The organism is Nocardioides sp. CPCC 206347, from assembly GCF_048654605.1.
Taxonomy (GTDB): Bacteria; Actinomycetota; Actinomycetes; order Propionibacteriales; family Nocardioidaceae; genus Nocardioides.
This window is the reverse complement of record NZ_JBMCYZ010000007.1, coordinates 173,799-191,020: the sequence shown is the minus strand read 5'-3', so window position 1 is coordinate 191,020 and position 17,222 is coordinate 173,799. Positions and strand designations below refer to the sequence as shown.

The following is a 17,222-nucleotide window of genomic DNA, read 5'->3' as shown; positions in this document are numbered from 1 at the left end:
CGGGTGAACGAGAACACGTTGCAGTTTGCCTGGTTCCAGCGCGACGGGGAGACGTACCTGCCCCTGCCCCTCGCCCAGAGCCTCTGGAAGGCCGGGCAGATGCACGGCGTGGCCATCAGCGGCCTGCTCGCTCGCGCGCTGGAGGCGGCGGTCGTCGCCGCCGGACGCGATGACTTGGTGCCCGCGCGCTACCACGTCGACCTGTTCCGGCCGGCCGGGATGGTCGCCACGACGACCTCGGCAACGGTGGTCCGCGAAGCGAGCCGCCTGATGCTGGTCGACGCCGTCGTCCTCCAGGAGGGTGAGGTCGTGGCCCGGGGCAGCGCGACGTTCCTGCGACCGACCGCGAATCCGGACGGAGACGTGTGGGCGGCCGCGGATCGTCCCGTCGCTCCGCCGGTCGAGCTGATGCCGGAGACCGGCCAGCCCGACACCCCGTTCTTCGCGAGCGCGACGCCGTGGTCGGACGACTTCAGCGCCCACCAGAACGGCGGACGGCACCAGACCTGGCAGACCGCCGTGCCGATCGTGCTCGGCGAGGAGTGCACGCCGTTCCAGGCCGTCGCCTCGATCGCCGACGCCACCAGCATGGTGACGAACTGGGGGAGCGGGGGCGTGCAGTTCATCAACACCGACATCAGCGTCGTGCTGTCCCGGGTGCCCGACGGTGTCGTCCTCGGGCTGCGCAGCACCGACCACGTCGCTGTCGACGGCATCGGTGCCGGCACGGCCGAGGTGTTCGACCGACGTGGGTCGATCGGTACGGCGACGGTCAGCTCCCTGGCCAACACCCGGCGCACCGTGGACTTCTCCGCCTTCGACGCGGAGAGCCACCACGGGTCGCCGGGCGCGTGAGGTGACCGGGCGTCAGTCGCTGGTGACGACGACGTAGAACCGCTTGCGTGCGCCGGGCTGGGTCACCGTCCCGTCGCTGTTGCGCGGGCTCACCACGAAGTGGCTCGTGTTGTTGGTGCCGGCCGGTGCGCAGGCAACGACCCCGGCCAGGCCACAGACGGTTGCGGAGATCTCGCCACCGAATTCGGGGTTGGCGTTGGCGCCGGGCGCACGACCGTTGGTGATGCCGTCAGCGTTCTGGTCGACCTGGTTCTGCAGGGCGATGGTCGTCACGATGCCGTTGTCGGACAGGTTCTCGCCCGCACTGATGTAGACGTTGCCGGCAGCGCGCAGCGAGTTGTCACCGGTGGCTGCCGTGTTCGGCAGGGTCGGGTAGCCGGCGGCGACGGTGAACCCGCCGGACTGCGCCTCGATCTGGCCGTTGGCGTCGATGAGCAGCCAGCGTTCGTGACCCGGCTGGCCCTGCTCGCCCGGGTTGTCGGGGCCGGCCTGGGCGACGGCCCAGGAGGTGCCGCCGAGGGAGAGCGCCAGGGCGGCCGTGGCGACGTAGAAGGACGGGGTGGGCTTGTGGACACGCATGTGGACCTCCGATGGGAGTGATCTGTCACACGTGCTTCGGAGCAGCAGGCCCCGCGGATGGTAAAGCTTCGGCGTCAGCCGGCGCGGTGCTCGTCGTCGACGATCTCGGCGTCGGCCACGTCGAAGTCGAAGGTCAGCTCGGGGCGCTCGAGATCGGCGATGACGGCGAACTCGCCGCTGGTCAGTGCTCGCGGCGCGATGTCGATCTGCCGGGCAGCGCCGAGAACAGCCGACTCGTCCATCTGGTCGAGCTTGCGCGCGGTCACGAGCACGCGCGACTCCAGGGAGTTCGCGAAGGTGTTGTAGCTCTTCACCGTGGACTCGAGTGAACGACGCAGCTTGTCGGCATGCTCGGCCAGGGTGCTGATCCGGCGGTACAGCTCGCGGCCGAGGTCGAAGAGCTGCTTGGCGTCGTCGGTGAGGACGTCCTGGCGCCAGGTGAAGGCCACGGTCTTGAGGATCGCCCAGAGGTTGGTCGGCGTGGCGAGCAGGACGCCCTTGCCGAAGGAGTACTCCAGCAGGGACGGGTCCGTGTCGAGCGCCACCGACAGCAGCTGCTCGTTGGGGATGAACGCCACCGTGAACTCGGGGCTCGCCGTCAGGCCGGTCCAGTAGCTCTTCGCCGAGAGTGCGTCGACGTGGCCGCGCACCTTGCGGGCGTGGTCGACGAGCAACCGCTGGCGCTCACCGGCGTTGACCTGCGGGCCGTGCGCGTCGATGAACGCGTTGTAGGGCACCTTGGCGTCGATCGCCATCTGCTTGCCGCCCGGCAGGTTGATCACCATGTCGGGGCGCCGGGCGCCGGAGTCGGCCTCGATGGAGTGCTGGGTGTCGAAGTCGACGCGCGGCAGCAGGCCGGCGGACTCCACGAGGGTGCGCAGCTGGGTCTCGCCCCACACACCGCGCACGGCGTTGTTGGTGAGGGCCGAGGCCAGCGTGTCCGCGGCCTTCTTCGACTCGGCGACCGTGACCTGGGTGCTGCGCAGCTGCTCGGCGAGCTCGCCGTGCTGGTGGGAGCGCTGCTGCTCGAGCTCCTCCACGCGGCGCTGCATCGTGCGCAACTGGTCCGCAACGGGCGTCAGGGTCTTGAGCACCTGGGTGTGGCCGCCCTCGGCCTTCTCCCGCTCCTGCTCGGTCAGGCGCTGCTGGGCGAGCGTCGCCTGGTGCTGCTCACGGGCAGCCTCGAGGGCGGCGCGCAGGGCATCGACGGTCGCGAGGGCACCGGCCAGGTCGCTCTCGACCGCTGCGCGGGCGGCGGCGTCCTGCTCCCGGATCTCCGCGACGATCACGTCGTTGCGTGAGTGGGCCAGCTGGACCTCGTGCCGCAGGTCACGGACCTCGCCGTCGTGGGACCGGGCGAGCGCGGCGATCGCGGACTCCTGCTGGGCGCGCAGGACGAGCCAGCTGGCTCCTGCGCCGAGCAGGAGACCGATGAGCAGAGCGACGATCGTGAGCATGAGGACAGTCAAACAGCGGGGGGCGACAGAACCCCGCTGGGCACGCCGCGCTCAGGCGACAACCGCGGCCCGGCGGCGCTCGAGCTCGTCCAGGCGGTCCGCCAACCGCCGTCGTACGGCGCCCGGCAGGTCCTGTTCGAGAGCTGCGCGCGTCGCGGCGACAGTCGCATCGTCGCGGTGGGTGATGGGGAAGAACGCCTCGATCACGACTCCCTGGACCCAGCCCTGGTGCGCGGCGATGAGTTCGTCGAGCCGGGTGAAGTACGCGACGGCGAACGGTTCGGTCAGGGCCAGCTGGTCGGGGCGCCAGAGCCCCTTGCCGGCGGCCTCGATCTCGTAGTTGGCCACGGAGACCTCGCCGGTCGCCCGCGCCCAGGCGAACTCCTTGGCCTCGAGCAGCGGGAGCGAGGCGACGGCGCGCGTGTGGTGCACCGTGGCGGTGCCCCCGGGCTCGGCAGCCAGCGCCGCGTCGAGGGCACTCCAGTCCGTGGCGCCGAGCTCGGCGAGCCGGCGACGCGCCTTCCAGCGCAGGTCCAGGTCGGCCGCGATCCCGGGCGGCAGGTCCTCCCCGGCGGCCCAGCGCTGGAGCTCGGACGGGTCGGCCGCCGACAGCACCGTTGCCCGGAAGGCGGACAGCTGCAGCTCGGAACCGGCCTCGGCGCGGTCAGCCGCGTCGCGAACCGCCGCGTGGAAGCGTGCGGTGGAGCGTTCCGGTGCCAACGGCAGGGCCGTGTCGAGAGTCCACTGGACCAGGCTGCGGATCCCGTCCGCGGTGTCCTCGACGGGCGGGGCGGCAGCCAGCAGGTCGGCCACGGCGGACGGAGAGACGGATGCGTTGAACAACCCCAGCCGCACGCTGTTCCACATCGTCGCCCGCAGCTGTGGGTCGTCCATGTGCGGCGCGAGCGCCGGCAGCGCCGCCATCGTGACGGCGTCCGGAGGGCAGACGGCCCAGGTGCTCTCGCTCGCGTCGAGCAGGACGGGCGCCTGGCCCACGGCCAGCGGAGTCGCCGGGCCGTCGATGACGAATGGTTCGATGCGCCAGCCTGCCTCGCCGTGCACCGCGACGTCGAGCAGGTGCCGGCGTTCGGCGGGGTGCTCGGCGGGCGAGGTGCGCAGCACGACCCCTGCGGCGCGATCGACCGCCAGCTCATCCGGGCCGGGCGTCAGCAGCCAGTCGCGCACGAAGCCGTCGAGGTCGGCTCCGCCTGCCGCCTTCGACCAGCTGGCGAACAGGTCGTGCATCGTGGCGTTGCCGAACCGGTGCAGTGCGAAGTGCTCGCGCACCCCGCCGAAGAAGGCGTCGTCGCCGAGACGTGTGGCGAGCTGGCGCAGCACGTTCGAGCCGCGGGCGTACGAGATGCCGTCGAAGTTCTGCAGGGCCGCGAGTGCGTCCTCGGCGGCATTGCCCGCCACGGGGTGCGTCGTCGGACGGGAGTCGGCGGTGATGCCCCACACGCGGCGGGCGTAGGACTGGTGCAGCCACCCGTCGTCGTACTGGGTGACATCGGCGATGACGCGGTAACCCATGTACTCGGCGAACGACTCGTTGAGCCACAGGTCGTCCCACCAGCGCGGCGTGACGATGTTGCCGAACCACTGGTGCGCCATCTCGTGTGCGATCAGCGCGGCACGGAAGCTGCGATCGGCGCGGGTGCTGGTGCCCTCGAACAACAGGGGGTCGCGGATGGTGACGCATCCGGGATTCTCCATCGCCCCGGCGTTGAACTCCGGCACGAACGCCTGGTGGTAGTCGCCGAACGGGTAGCGCACGCCGAACAACCGGTGGAACTCGTCGAACGACTGCCTGGTCAGGGTGAACAGCTCGTCAGCCTCGCGGTCGAGGATGGTGGCCAGGCTCTGGCGCGAGCTCAGCCCGAGCGGGATGCCATCGTGTTCGTCGGCGAGGCGGTGGTACGGCCCGGCGACCAGCGTGACGAAGTACGTCGCCAGCGGGGGAGTAGGCCCGAGCTCCCAGCGACGGGTCCGGGCGTCGCTGCCGACCTCCCGGGCCGGGGCGTTGCCGACGACCATCCAGTCGGCCGGAGCGGTCACCCGCATCGTGTACGGCGCCTTCAGGTCGGGCTGGTCGAAGCACGCGAAGATCGACGGGGCCGCGTCCATGAAGGACATGCCGTAGACGTAGGCGAGTCCGTCGGCCGGGTCGACGGAGCGGTGCAGGCCCTCGCCGTCGTTGCGGAAGGGCATCGTCGCCTGCACGACCAGTTCGTGTTCACCGGATGCAAGCGTCAGCGCGACCCGGCCGCGATCCAGGGTCGTGACGTCGATCGCGGCGCCGTCGAGGGTGATGGCGTGCAACGCCCTCGGCTTCACGTCGAGGAAGGTGTCGGCCGTCGTGCTGGTGAAGCGGATGACGGTGCGGGACGCGAACACCTCGTCGCCGACCGTCAGGTCCAGTTCGACGTCGTACGACGTCACGACGAGCACGCTCGCGCGGTGCTCTGCTTCGGTGCGCGTGAGGCTGATCGACCCGGAATCGGTGCTCATCGGGCCAGCGTAGTGAGGCATCCCATGTCGATGTGGCAACCTTCGGCCATGCGTCCGTGGACCCAGGTTCCGCCCCAGTCGGGGCGCCGATTCGTGATCACCGGCTCCAACGGAGGCCTCGGCCTGGAGACCGCCCGGATCCTCGGATCCCGCGGTGCGGAGATCGTGATGGCGTGCCGCAGCGTCGAGAAGGGCGAAGCCGCCGCGCGGAGCGTTCCCGGGCACGACAAGGGCCGCGTGCAGGTGCGCCAGGTCGACGTGAGCGATCTCGCGTCGGTCCGGGCGTTCGTGGCCGGCCTGACGGACGAGGGCCGACCGGTCGACGTACTCATCAACAACGCCGGGGTGCTCGGCGTCCCGTACGCGCTGTCGGCGGAGGGGGTCGAGATGCACTTCGCGACCAACTACCTCGGCCACTTCGCGCTGACCCAGGGGATGCTTCCGCTGCTGACCGACCGCGTCGTGGTGATCAGCTCACGCGAGCACCGGTCGGGGGAGATCGACCTCGACGACCTCGCCTGGGAGCGGCGCCCCTACCGCCCGTTCGCGGCCTACGGTGCGTCGAAGCTCGCCGACCTGCTGTTCATGAGGGAACTGGACCGTCGGCTCCAGGCCGAGGGCTCGCCGCTGCGTTCCGTGGGTGCGCATCCGGGAGCATCAGCCACGTCCATCACGAGCGGCTCCGGCAACCCGGTCGTCACCGCGATCGGCCACTACGGCCAGCGCCTGGTCGGCATGCCCGCGTGGCGCGGGGCGCTGTGTTCGGTCTACGCCGCGACGATGGACGTCCCCGGCGGCACGTACATCGGTCCGCACGGGCTGACCGAGCTCTGGGGCTGGCCCGCGCCTGCGCGGATGTCACCCAAGGCCGGCGACGACGTCCTCGCCGCCGCCCTGTGGGAGAAGTCGGTCGAGCTCAGCCGACCTTGATGCTCTTGAAGGTGACCGGGGTGTTCGGCCGGCCACCGCTGCTTCCGATCGAGGCCCAGTAGGCGTCGTTGCCACCGGCGGTTGCCTTGACCAGGGTCTGGAGCGACGCCTCGTCGAGCTTGCCCCAGACGGTGTAGTCCGGCGTGAAGCCGGAGTCTCCGAAGACGATGAAGAACTGGCCGCCGCCCGAGTTCGGGGCACCGGTGTTCGCCATCGCCAGGGTCCCGGCGGGGTAGGTCTCGGAGCCGTCGATCTCGTCAGGGATGGTGTAGCCGGGGCCACCCGAGCCGACCTCCTGGCCGGGCGTGGCCGCCTTCGGGTCGAAGTTCGGGTCGCCGCACTGCAGGAACTCGAAACCGGGGTCATTGCCCTGGCGGTGGCAGGACGTGTTGTCGTAGTAGCCCTGCTCGGCGAGCGACGCGAAGGACTCCACCGTGCAGGGCGCCTTGTCGGCATCGAGGGTCAGCTTCAGCTCACCGATGCTCGTCTCCAGGACCGCCGGGACCTGACCCGAGCGCGAGGGGTTCGCATTCGGCAACGTCACCTCGCGGGCAGCACCGCCCGTCTCGACGAAGTCGCAGGAGCCCGATGCGGCGGGGCTGGAGCCGTCCGTGGCGTCGCTGGTGGGGTCGGACGCCGGACCGTCATCGGACGCCTTGGTGTCGTCGTCACCGCAGGCGGTGAGGCTGGCGAGCAGGAGCAGGGCCGGCACACCGGCGAGCAGGCGGGAACGCATGGGCGGAATCGTACGCAGACGACCTGAGACAAGTCGGCGTAGGTTGACGGCATGGACCTGGGCATCCACTACGCGACCTTCACGACACCTGCTTGGGAGACCACGCTGGTCGACCACCTGACCGCCACGGCGAGGATCGCCGACGAGGGCGGGATCTCGTTGTTCACCGTGATGGACCACTACTTCCAGATGGTCGACTTCGGTGGGCCGTTCGAGCCGATGCTCGAGGGCTACACGACGCTCGGCTATCTCGCAGGCGTCACCGAGCGGGTGCATCTCAGCCTCCTGGTGACGGGAGTGACCTACCGTCACCCCGGGCTGCTCGCGAAGGTGGTGTCGAGCCTGGACGTGCTGTCGCGCGGTCGGGCGCAGCTCGGCATCGGCGCTGCCTGGTACGACCGGGAGCACGACGGCCTCGGCGTACCCTTCCCGCCGCTCGCGGAGCGCTTCGAGAGACTCGAGGAGACGATCCGGATCGCCGAGCAGATGTGGAGCGACAACGACGGTCCGTTCGCGGGCGTCCACTACCAGCTGGCCGAGACGATCTGCCTGCCGAAGCCGGTCCGTGGCCGGGTGCCGTTGATGATCGGTGGCCAGGGTGAGCGCAAGACCCTGCGGATGGTGGCCCAGTACGCCGACGCCTGCAACCTGTTCACGGGAGAGGGGGTCCCCGGCGTCGCGAGGAAGCTCGACGTGCTGCGCCGGCACTGCGACGACCTGGACCGCGACTACGACGCGATCCGCAAGACGATCCTCTACTTCGGCGACCCCGTGGCCGATCCCGACACCTTCGTCCGCGACATGGAGGAGTACGCCGCCCTCGGCGTCACCCTCGCCGCGATGATGGCGCCGGCTGCTGACCCGGAGGGGTGGGCCACCGCGCTCGTGGAGAAGGCCCTGCCCCGCGTGGCAGACCTGTGACGACCGTTTCAAAAGATTTCTGAAACTTCTTGGTCGATGGTGTCGATTCGGGTGACGCCCGTTCGGCACACGGGGTGAAAGCAACCCCCGCGGGCGCCAGCCCATCGAACAAGGAGCACACCATGGGATCCATCAAGTCCGGCCTCTTCATCTCCCTCGACGGCGTCATCGAGTCGCCCGAGACCTGGCACTTCCCCTACTTCGACGACCAGATGGGCGCCGCCGTCGGCGGGCTCATGAGCGGCAACGACGCCACCCTGCTCGGCCGCCAGACGTACGACGAGTTCGCGGCCTACTGGCCCGCGGCCGACGCGAGCGACCCGATGACCGGCGTGATGAACGGCGCGAGGAAGTACGTCGTCTCCAGCACGCTGACCGATGCGGAGTGGGAGAACTCCAGCGTGATCACCGGCGACGTCGCGGGGCAGCTCCGCGAGCTCAAGAAGAGCACCGACCTGGGCACCACGGGCAGCGCGACCCTGGTCCGCTGGCTGGTGGAGCAGGGCCTCGTCGACGAGCTGCACCTGCTGGTCCACCCGATCGTCGTCGGCAAGGGCAAGAAGTTGTTCGAGGACGGCGCGACCGTCCCGCTCAAGCTCCTCTCGTCGACTACTTTCGACTCCGGTGTCCTGCACCTGGTCTACGCCGGCGCCGACAACTGAGCCGAACCGGTCACTGACGAGCCGAGGAGACGATCGTGCGCTACATGGTCATGCACTACCAGACCCAGGACATGGAGGACGGCGTCCTGCCGTCGCCCGAGCAGCAGGCCGCCATCGGCGAGTACATGCAGGAAGCCGCCATGTCGGGGGTGCTGCTCTCCGGCGAGGGCGTCCAGTCCAGCGCCAAGGGCGCGCGGGTCGAGGTCACCGACGGCAACGTCCGGGTGATCGACGGCCCGTTCGCCGAGGCGAAGGAACTGATCGCCGGCTTCGCCATCCTCGAGGTCGACTCACTGGCCGAGGCCGTGGAGCATGCGCGGAAGTTCGCGCTGCTGGTCGGCTCCCACCGGGTCGACGTACGCAAGGTGATGGAATACGAAGACCTGGTCCCGCCCGGCTCATGAGCGATGACCTCGACCAGCGGATCGCCGCGCTGTGGCGGGTCGAGTCACCCCGTGTGATCGCCCGGCTGATGCGGCTGGTCGGCGACCTCGACACCGCTGAGGAGATCGCGCAGGACACCTTCGTGGCCGCCCTTGAGAAGTGGCGGGGGAGCGGGATGCCGGACAACCCGGCGGCCTGGCTCAACACCACGGCGAAGTTCCTTGCGGTCGACCTGATCCGGCGGCGGGACACGCAGCGGGGGAAGTACCAGCTGGTGGCCCACAGCGAGCCGCAGTCGGTCGAGCACGACGTGGCCGCGATCGTGGACGGTGACCTGGCCGAGGACCTGCTCGGACTGATCTTCATGTCCTGCCACCCGTTGCTCTCCCCGGATGCGCGGTCGGCGCTGACGCTCAAGCTGGTCTGCGGGCTGAGCACCGATGACGTGGCACGGGCGTTCCTGACGCCGACCACGACGGTGGCGCAACGGATCGTGCGGGCCAAGAAGACCCTGGCGGCGGCGAAGGTGCGGTTCGACCTGCCGCCGCCGGGGGAACGGGTCGCGCGGATGGACGGGGTCCGCGAAGTCATCTACCTGATGTTCAACGAGGGCTACTCGGCAACCAGCGGGAGCCAGTGGTTCCGCGGCGACCTGTGCGCGGAGGCGCTGCGGCTCGGGCGGATGCTCGCAGCCCTGACGCCACGCGACACCGAGACCCTCGGGCTGCTGGCGCTGATCGAGATCCAGGCGTCGCGGCTCCGGGCGCGGACCGGCCCCGACGGCGAGGCGGTGTTGCTTGCCGCCCAGGACCGCACCCGCTGGGACCGGCTCCTGGTCCAGCGGGGACTGGCGAACCTCGACCGGATCGAGCGGCTCGGCGGCACCGTCGGTCCGTTCGCGCTCCAGGCGGCCATTGCGGCCTGCCATGCCCGGGCGCGCACGGTGGAGGACACCGACTGGGAGCTGATGACGGCCCTGTACGACGGCCTCGCGCACCTCACTCCGTCGCCGGTGGTCGAGCTCAACCGTGGGGTGGCCACCGCCCAGGCGTTCGGGCCGGAGGCCGGCCTCGCGATCGTGATGCCGCTGTTCGACGTACCCGGAATGGGGGAGTACCACCTGCTCGATGCGGTGGCCGGCGACCTGCTGTGCCGGTCGGGCGACCACGGCACCGCCCGCGAGCACTTCCTGCGTGCGGCGGCGAAGACGAGCAACGAGGTCGAACGGCACACGATGCAGGGACGGGCCGCCGACTGCGCGGCGCTGCACGGTCCGGCTAACCTCACCGGGTGAGCGCGACGATCAAGGCTGCAGGACTGGCTGCTGGACACGGCGCCACGGCGCTCTTCTCGGGGCTGGACCTGGTCATCGGACCGCGCGACGTGATCGGCCTGGTCGGCCCGAACGGCGCGGGCAAGTCGACGCTGCTGCGCACCCTGGCGGGCGAGATCCCACCCGAGGACGGCACCGTCACCGTCACACCGGCCTCGGCGATCATCGGGTACCTGCCGCAGGAGACCGAGCGCCGCGAGGGCGAGACGGTCCGCGGCTTCCTCGCCCGTCGTACCGGCGTCGCGGATGCACAGGCGGCGTTCGACGCCGCCACGGCGCGACTGGAGGCGGGGGAGCCGGGGGCCGACGACGAGTACGCCGACGCCCTCGAACGCTGGCTCGCCCTCGGGGCACCCGACCTGGACGAGCGCGCGGACGCCATCGCGGCCGACGTCGGCCTGGCCGTCGATCTCGACCAGCTGATGACCTCACTGTCCGGAGGCCAGGCGGCGCGTGCCGGGCTCGCGAGCCTGCTGCTGTCGCGCTACGACGTGTTCCTTCTCGACGAGCCGACCAACGACCTGGACCTCGACGGCCTCGACCGCCTCGAGCGGTTCGTGGCCGACCTCGGTGAGGCGGCGGTCATCGTCAGCCACGACCGCGAGTTCCTCGCCCGCACCGTCAACCGGATCGTCGAGCTCGACCTCCACCAACGAGCCATCAACATCTACGGCGGCGGCTACGACGCCTGGCTCCAGGAGCGCGAGATCGCGCGCCGCCACGCCCGCGAGGCCTACGACGAGTACGCCGACACGGTGTCCGGTCTCCAGGCGCGCGCCACCATGCAGCGCAACTGGGCGGCACAGGGAGTCCGCAACGCCCGGCGCAACATCAACAACGAGCCCGACAAGTCGGTGCGCAAGTACCGCGTCAACTCCAGCGAGAAGCAGGCCTCGAAGGTCCGGCAGTCCGAGAAGGCGCTCGAGCGACTCGAGGAGGTCGAGGAGCCCCGCAAGGAGTGGGAACTGCGGATGGAGATCGCTGCCGCGCCCCGCTCAGGAGCCGTCACCGCGGCCCTGCGAGAGGCCGTCGTACGACGGGGCGACTTCACGTTCGGACCGGTGACCCTGGAGATCGGCTGGGCCGAGAAGGTCGCCATCACCGGCGCCAACGGTGCCGGCAAGTCGACCCTGCTGGCCGCGTTGCTCGGCCGGTTGGCGCTTGACGAGGGCGAGTCGCACCTCGGGCCCGGTGTCGTGGTCGGCGAGGTCGACCAGGCGCGCCGCCTGTTCGAGGGTGAGGAGCCACTGGTCGACGCGTTCCAGCGGCACGTGCCCGACCTGGCGCCCGAACCGGTGCGCACGCTGTTGGCGAAGTTCGGGTTCAAGACGGATCACGTCGTGCGGTCAGCCTCCACGTTGTCGCCGGGGGAGCGGACCCGTGCGGCGCTCGCGCTGCTGCAGGCGAGGGGCGTGAACCTCCTGGTGCTCGACGAGCCGACCAACCACCTGGACCTGCCGGCGATCGAGCAGGTGGAGGCCGCCCTGGAGAGCTATCCGGGCACGTTGCTCCTGGTCACCCATGACCGCCGGATGCTGTCCGCCGTCTCGACGACTCGCGAGCTGCATGTCGAGAACGGCCGCGTGTCAGAACGTTCCTGACCTCAGGCCGGACGCCGGGCGGGCTGGAACAGTTCGACCAGGTTGCCGGAGGGGTCGGCCAGCAGGATCTGGCTGCCACCGGGGCCGGAGACCAGGTCACTCACGAAGGACAGTCCGGCCTCGCCGAGCCGGGTGACCTCGGCCTCGAGGTCGTCGACGACGAGGTGGATCCGGTTTCGTCCTGCGGACGACGCGAGCTCCGGGGGAGTTGCCCGGGCGCCCGAGCTGGCCGCGCCGGAGAGCAGCAGCCGCAGAGCGCCGCGCCGTACGTCGGCGAACGCCGGGGCTGCGGTCATGGTGAGCGTGAACCCGAGGTGCTCGGTGTAGAACGTGATCGACGCGTCGACGTCGTCCACGAGGTAACGGACGCTGGCGAGGCTGTCAGGAGCACTCATGCGTCCACCGTAGCTCCGAATCAGACTGAGCACCGATGCTCGTTTGCGAACCTGGCATCGAGCCGATACTGAGCACATGAGCGCAGGCGAAGCCGTGGGGGAGAACCCCACCCCGGAGAAGTACCGTCACATCCCGTTGTACCGGCACCCGTTGTTGGCGCCGGCCGCATCGATGGTCCTCGGGCTCGGCAGCCTCGTCGCCGTCCTGTGCTTCCACTTCCCGGAGCTGCTGACCAGCCAGGAGTTCCGCGCCGTCTACAGCGAAGGCTTCGCACGACGCCTGCTGCTCATCGCCCTGTCCTTCGCGTTCATCGCCGGCACGTTCGCGATCCTCCGCGACCAGCACAAGCGCCTGGCCTTCATCGGCGTCGGCTCTGCCACGATCGCGGTCCTGGCCGGGGGATCGGACGTCCAGTTCGAGACCATCGGCAAGACGCCGTACTCGCTGGGCCTCGACTGGTTCGTCCTGTCGCTGTTCTTCTCCGCACTGGTGTTCATCCCTCTCGAGCACCACTTCGCACGACGCCCGCTCGCGGTGCTGCGTGGTGGCTGGAGGACCGACGCGGCGTACTTCTTCATGTCCCACGTGCTCGTCCAGTTCATCCTGATCACGGTCACCGCCTCCACCAGTGTCGTCGTGGAGTCCGTGAAGATCGGCGGTATCCAGGCCTGGGTGGGTGGTCTGCCGTTCGTTGCCCAGTTCTTCCTGGCCGTGTTCGCGGCCGACGTCGCGCAGGCCGGCCTGCACCGCGCTTACCACCGGATCATGGTGCTGTGGCGGTTCCACGCGGTCCACCACTCCAGCCCGGAGCTCGACTGGCTGGCCGGCTCGCGGGTGCACCTCATCGAGACCATCCTGACCCGCTCCACAGTGCTGCTCCCGCTGCTCCTGCTGGGGTTTTCCCAAGAGGCCGTCAACGCGTACGCCGTCCTCGTGGGCCTCCAGGCCGTGATCGCGCACGCCAACATCGGCATCAGGTTCGGCTGGCTCGAGTACGTCGTCACGCTGCCGCGGTACCACCACTGGCACCACGCGCGTCACGTCGACTACTGGGACCGCAACTACGCGATCCACCTGCCTGTCGTGGACATGCTGATGGGTTCGTTCAAGCTTCCGCGCGACGGCAGCTGGCCCGAGGAGTACGGCGTGCTGAAGCCAGAGACCGTCCCGAACGGGTTCGTCGCCCAGCACCTGATGCCGTTCCGGGGGACCAGGGAGTACAGCGACTACGTCTCCTGAGCAAGTGAATCCCATAGTGGCCCGGGCGCTGCGCCTCTATCAGCAGCAACTGAGTGCTGAGCGTGATGCGCAGCTCCTGGAGTCGTTGGGGGACTACGACGACTTTGACGAACTGGTCAGCCACGTCGCTGTTGGCGACTGATGCGTGACATCCACATCGCCCACCTCGACAAGGCGCGCCGGCGGTCCGTGGAGCGATGCGCCGGGTCACGGTTGCGCCCATCACGTCGACCGCAAAAGGGCTGAGCACCGAAGTGGGCGTCGGGCCTGACAACGGTCTCGAGGAAATCAGTGTCGTGAGCTGCGACAACATCATCACGATCGGCAAGCGGTCGCTCGGTCGGCACGTCGGGTTCTTCTTCGATCGCCAGGGAGCGGATCTCACCGCAGCGATCGTGAGCGCCTTCGCGCTGCGGACGTAGTGCTTCGCGACCCGGGAGAGGGCCCTCCAAAGGTCACATGCTGACATAATGTCACTTATCGGCGATCAAACTACGCAGTACAGAACGGCCCGAGAAGCGGCCCCGCCGTACCTGGTCCACATGATGCACACCACAGGTCAGCCTGTTTGCGTCCTGTCCCGCGGGGAAACATCTCTCCAGCAGCCACGAACTCGGCGCCATCCCCTCGGACCCAAGGACCCACCATGAACCGGACCCTCGCAGCAGCCGTGACCGTGCTGGCCGTCGGCACCTTCACCCTCGGCACGACCGGGGCTGCGAACGCCTCCAGGAACACCTTCGCGAGCGAGGTCCTCTACGGCACCTCCGGGCTGGACAGGATCCACGGTTACGGCGGCAACGACACCGTGTACGGCTACGGCTATCACGACGAGCTGTGGGGCGACGACGGCAACGACACCCTCCACGGGGGCAAGGGCGACGACCGCCTCTACGGAGGTGCCGGCAACGACAAGCTCTACGGCGGATACGGCTACAACTCCCTCTCCACCGGCACTGGGACCGACCGTGCGATCGGCGGACCCGGACAGGACGTGGTCGTCGTCTACCGCGGTCGCTACGCGGACTACGTGGACTGTGGGGGCGCCTACGACACGGTCTACGTCAAGGGCACAGGAACCGGCCCCCGCCTGATCGGTTGCGAACGCATCATCCGCAGCTGACCCGGCGGTCACGGGGACCAGGATGCCTGGCGGACCCGTCCCCCAGCTCCCCAACTCCCGTGCGTGCCAGTCTACCGACCCCGCTCCAGGGTGATCCGTCTGGCGACGAACTCGCCACCAGTGCAGGTGACGTCGACGCGCACCGGAGTGTCGCCTTGAAGGGCCTGAGTCACGATGTCGGGATCGCTGGCGCCGTTGATCTGATCGTTGACACGGATCTCGACGCGCACGCTGGACCATTCCTTGAGCGGCAGCGCATCGTTGGTTTCGGCCTGGAGCATCACGATGTACGGCGGACGCAGGGCCCCGTCGCCCTCAGGCATCGCGCCGTCCACCGACACCCAGTCTCCGACCAGGCTCTGGGGGCCGTTCTGGCTGCACGAGATCGGTTCGAACAGCGGCTTCAGTTCAGCAGGCGCCGCCGGTTGACCGTCGGCCACCCAGACTGACCCTTCAGCGAAGACTGCCGTGCTTGGGTCGACTCCAGGCAGCGCTGACGCCATCACGCTCCGGTCGTCAATGTCGCCACACCCGAGCATCGTGCCGGAGCCGAGACTGCGACCCGGGCGAGGCACGCGAAGGAGCTCGCCGTGGCCGACGTACCGGCTTGTTCCAACTTTCAGGATCGCAGCGCAAGACGTTTGCCCGTCGGTACCGTCATCGTCCTCCGGCAACCACAAGGGCGCGGTGGCGCCTGCAACGATTGTTGCAGCAGCGGCGATCGCGACCAGGCGCCACCGGGAGGCGTGCCCAGCATTTTCAGTCGATGACGGGGCGGTGCTGGCCCGGACACCACGAAAGATCGGCGCGCGCTCTGCGGCCCGGTTCAGGTCCTCCCGGAGTTGGGTCTCGAAGTCAGTCATCGTGGTCACCCTCGGCTTCTGTCTGTCCGGTGAGCCGTTCGTAGGTCGAGGCGAGCTCATTCCGAAGCTTTCTGTTGGCGCGGTGCGCCAGCGACCGCACGGTGACGCGCGAACAACCAAGGACTGCGGCGATCTCGGGATCGGGGAGGTCCTCGTAGTAGCGCAGCACGATCACCGCACGTTCGCGGGCGGACAGTGTTTCCAGCGCGCCCAAGATCGACAGCCGGTCGTCGGATGAGCCTGAGACTGCGTCATGGGGTGGCCCGATCCGGGTCAGACCGCGTCGCAGCGTCGAGGCTCGCCTTGCGCCGCTGATCTGTTCATTGAGCATTGCTCGGCGCGCATAGCTGAACGGGTCGTCGAGGTCGTCGATCCCCCGGGCAGACAAACGCATGAGTACGGTCTGGACGAGGTCCTCGGCAGCCGCGCCGTTCCCACCGGTGAGAAGAAATGCGCAGCGCAGGAGGCGCTGCCCCTGCTCCCTCGCAAAGGCCTCAAGGCTGGCCTGATCGGCCGAGGTCGGCGTGCTGATCGTTCTCACAACCCTTTCCACGCGCTCGGAGCGTGAACTGTTGCACGGATCAGTAGGTATTGCGCAGGCTCAGGACGTCGCCCTTGCCCAGTGTGCGCTGAGAGACATCGCACGGGTCGAGATCAGTACTCATGGTGAGGTTGCCGTGCGCGGATTCGGAGACGTGGCCCATCCCGAACGAGTGACCGAATTCGTGTACGGCGACGCCTCTGAGGTCGTACTTGCCCGAACAAGTCGTGGGCAACGTGCTGAAGAACACGTGGTCGGTGGTGTCGAAGCGGATGTCCGACTCGATGATGTTGTTGTCGGCGAACGGAGCCGGGATCGACCACGTGCACTCCTTCGCCAACGGCGGGTCACCGTGGTCGTCAAGGTTCCCGAAGTCAACCACGCTCTCCCCATCGCGCCCATCGGTCGATCCGTCGCCACAGGTCGTCGCTCCACCTGAAGTCGTCATGTCGCTCTCCAGGGTCGAAATGCCCTGGTAGGACGCATCGGCACTGACCTGATCGGTGTAGCCACAGTTGTTGTAGGAGGTCTCGATCCAGCCGACGGCCTGCTTCAACACGCTCTCGGTCTGAGCCGTGGTCAGGCCAGCGGGCCTGGTGCCGTCACCCAGATGCCACTTGTACGTCCCGGCCTGTTCCTCGTCCCTGTCCTCGTAGGCGCCGTCGCTGCATGCCGACGGAGAACTGACGGCCACGTCCTCGAGCGCGATCGCTGCATCGAGGTCGTTGTACGAGACCTCACCTTCCGGAGTGACTGCGATCTCGTAGGCGACGGCTCCCGATGGATACAGCGCCTCCATCGTGAGGGTCTCCCCCGCGGCAGGAACCTGCCCCGTGAGTTTGCCGTGCGAAAACAGTCTGCCGACGGCGCGGCACTCAACGACGTCGGTCCCCTCAGGGAGGTTCTCTTGGGTGAGCAATCCAGTAGCAGGACCGCAGTTCGGATGTTGGCCCGGTGCGTCGGCGTGGGCTGGATTGGCAAGTGCTGCGAGCGGCGCGATGAGCATGAGAACCGCGAAAGGTGCAACGCGCGATGACAATGTAGACCTCCCCGAGCAACGCGCCTGATTGACGCGGAGTGCAAGAACACTAGGT

19 protein-coding genes are annotated in these 17,222 nt (G+C 68.9%); 11 read left to right on the top strand and 8 right to left on the bottom strand.

Annotated elements, in window-relative coordinates:
• Positions 1–3: 3 nt before the first annotated feature.
• Positions 4–855: an acyl-CoA thioesterase domain-containing protein gene (locus tag ACOACQ_RS21710; protein ID WP_378598961.1), complete on the top strand. Its 852-nt coding sequence runs from the start codon at positions 4–6 to the stop codon at positions 853–855.
• 12 nt (positions 856–867) lie between these two features.
• Here ACOACQ_RS21710 and ACOACQ_RS21705 read toward each other — a convergent pair whose 3' ends face one another.
• The 3 genes from ACOACQ_RS21705 to pepN all read right to left on the bottom strand — a co-directional run bounded on the left by ACOACQ_RS21705 (position 868) and on the right by pepN (position 5,399).
• Positions 868–1,434 carry a hypothetical protein gene (locus ACOACQ_RS21705; RefSeq protein WP_378598964.1) on the bottom strand — a complete coding sequence of 189 codons (567 nt, stop codon included), beginning with the start codon at positions 1,432–1,434 and terminating at the stop codon, positions 868–870.
• Between the two features lie 74 nt (positions 1,435–1,508).
• Positions 1,509–2,891: a DNA recombination protein RmuC gene (gene rmuC, locus ACOACQ_RS21700; RefSeq protein ID WP_378598967.1), complete on the bottom strand. Its 1,383-nt coding sequence runs from the start codon at positions 2,889–2,891 to the stop codon at positions 1,509–1,511.
• Between the two features lie 51 nt (positions 2,892–2,942).
• The gene (pepN, locus tag ACOACQ_RS21695; RefSeq protein ID WP_378598970.1) at positions 2,943–5,399 is read right to left on the bottom strand and encodes an aminopeptidase N; all 2,457 of its coding nucleotides are present in this window, start codon (positions 5,397–5,399) and stop codon (positions 2,943–2,945) included.
• A 48-nt stretch (positions 5,400–5,447) separates the two neighbouring features.
• On the opposite strand from pepN, the gene ACOACQ_RS21690 reads away from it, so the two are divergent.
• A complete protein-coding gene (locus tag ACOACQ_RS21690) occupies positions 5,448–6,329 on the top strand; it encodes an SDR family NAD(P)-dependent oxidoreductase (RefSeq protein ID WP_378598973.1) in 882 nt (293 codons plus the stop codon).
• On the opposite strand, the gene ACOACQ_RS21685 is transcribed toward ACOACQ_RS21690, so the two are convergent.
• Positions 6,316–7,065 carry a peptidylprolyl isomerase gene (locus ACOACQ_RS21685; protein ID WP_378598976.1) on the bottom strand — a complete coding sequence of 250 codons (750 nt, stop codon included), beginning with the start codon at positions 7,063–7,065 and terminating at the stop codon, positions 6,316–6,318. The genes ACOACQ_RS21690 and ACOACQ_RS21685 overlap by 14 nt on opposite strands.
• A gap of 51 nt (positions 7,066–7,116) precedes the next feature.
• Here ACOACQ_RS21685 and ACOACQ_RS21680 point away from each other — a divergent pair, with 51 nt between their 5' ends.
• From ACOACQ_RS21680 to ACOACQ_RS21660, 5 genes are all read left to right on the top strand, one after another.
• The gene (locus tag ACOACQ_RS21680; RefSeq protein WP_378598979.1) at positions 7,117–7,986 is read left to right on the top strand and encodes an LLM class F420-dependent oxidoreductase; all 870 of its coding nucleotides are present in this window, start codon (positions 7,117–7,119) and stop codon (positions 7,984–7,986) included.
• Between the two features lie 122 nt (positions 7,987–8,108).
• A complete protein-coding gene (locus ACOACQ_RS21675) occupies positions 8,109–8,648 on the top strand; it encodes a dihydrofolate reductase family protein (protein ID WP_378598982.1) in 540 nt (179 codons plus the stop codon).
• Positions 8,649–8,692: 44 nt separating this feature from the next.
• Positions 8,693–9,052, top strand: a complete 360-nt coding sequence (locus ACOACQ_RS21670) for a YciI family protein (protein WP_378599135.1) — start codon at positions 8,693–8,695, stop codon at positions 9,050–9,052.
• Positions 9,049–10,326 (top strand): RNA polymerase sigma factor, encoded by a 1,278-nt coding sequence (locus tag ACOACQ_RS21665; RefSeq protein ID WP_378598985.1) that lies wholly within the window; start codon positions 9,049–9,051, stop codon positions 10,324–10,326. Before ACOACQ_RS21670 ends, ACOACQ_RS21665 begins: the two co-directional genes overlap by 4 nt.
• Positions 10,323–11,966 (top strand): ABC-F family ATP-binding cassette domain-containing protein, encoded by a 1,644-nt coding sequence (locus ACOACQ_RS21660; RefSeq protein WP_378598988.1) that lies wholly within the window; start codon positions 10,323–10,325, stop codon positions 11,964–11,966. Before ACOACQ_RS21665 ends, ACOACQ_RS21660 begins: the two co-directional genes overlap by 4 nt.
• Positions 11,967–11,968: 2 nt before the next feature.
• Here the strand turns inward: ACOACQ_RS21660 and ACOACQ_RS21655 are convergent, their stop codons facing one another.
• Complete coding sequence (locus ACOACQ_RS21655; protein ID WP_378598991.1) at positions 11,969–12,361, bottom strand: VOC family protein; 393 nt, start codon at positions 12,359–12,361, stop codon at positions 11,969–11,971.
• A gap of 76 nt (positions 12,362–12,437) precedes the next feature.
• Here ACOACQ_RS21655 and ACOACQ_RS21650 point away from each other — a divergent pair, with 76 nt between their 5' ends.
• The 4 genes from ACOACQ_RS21650 (at position 12,438) to ACOACQ_RS21635 (ending at position 14,724) form a co-directional block, all read left to right on the top strand.
• Complete coding sequence (locus ACOACQ_RS21650; protein WP_378598994.1) at positions 12,438–13,601, top strand: sterol desaturase family protein; 1,164 nt, start codon at positions 12,438–12,440, stop codon at positions 13,599–13,601.
• A 4-nt stretch (positions 13,602–13,605) separates the two neighbouring features.
• Entirely contained in the window at positions 13,606–13,743 is a 138-nt protein-coding gene (locus ACOACQ_RS21645) for a hypothetical protein (protein ID WP_378598997.1), read from the top strand.
• 55 nt (positions 13,744–13,798) lie between these two features.
• Positions 13,799–14,023, top strand: a complete 225-nt coding sequence (locus ACOACQ_RS21640) for a type II toxin-antitoxin system PemK/MazF family toxin (RefSeq protein ID WP_378599000.1) — start codon at positions 13,799–13,801, stop codon at positions 14,021–14,023.
• A gap of 224 nt (positions 14,024–14,247) precedes the next feature.
• A complete protein-coding gene (locus ACOACQ_RS21635) occupies positions 14,248–14,724 on the top strand; it encodes a calcium-binding protein (protein ID WP_378599003.1) in 477 nt (158 codons plus the stop codon).
• Between the two features lie 71 nt (positions 14,725–14,795).
• On the opposite strand, the gene ACOACQ_RS21630 is transcribed toward ACOACQ_RS21635, so the two are convergent.
• From ACOACQ_RS21630 to ACOACQ_RS21620, 3 genes are read right to left on the bottom strand one after another with little or no spacing between them, the layout of a single operon-like run.
• Positions 14,796–15,587 (bottom strand): hypothetical protein, encoded by a 792-nt coding sequence (locus tag ACOACQ_RS21630; protein WP_420289266.1) that lies wholly within the window; start codon positions 15,585–15,587, stop codon positions 14,796–14,798.
• The gene (locus tag ACOACQ_RS21625; RefSeq protein ID WP_420289265.1) at positions 15,580–16,128 is read right to left on the bottom strand and encodes a SigE family RNA polymerase sigma factor; all 549 of its coding nucleotides are present in this window, start codon (positions 16,126–16,128) and stop codon (positions 15,580–15,582) included. The genes ACOACQ_RS21630 and ACOACQ_RS21625 overlap by 8 nt, the downstream gene beginning before the upstream one ends.
• A gap of 40 nt (positions 16,129–16,168) precedes the next feature.
• The gene (locus ACOACQ_RS21620) at positions 16,169–17,134 is read right to left on the bottom strand and encodes a matrixin family metalloprotease (protein ID WP_420289264.1); all 966 of its coding nucleotides are present in this window, start codon (positions 17,132–17,134) and stop codon (positions 16,169–16,171) included.
• Positions 17,135–17,222: the final 88 nt, after the last annotated feature.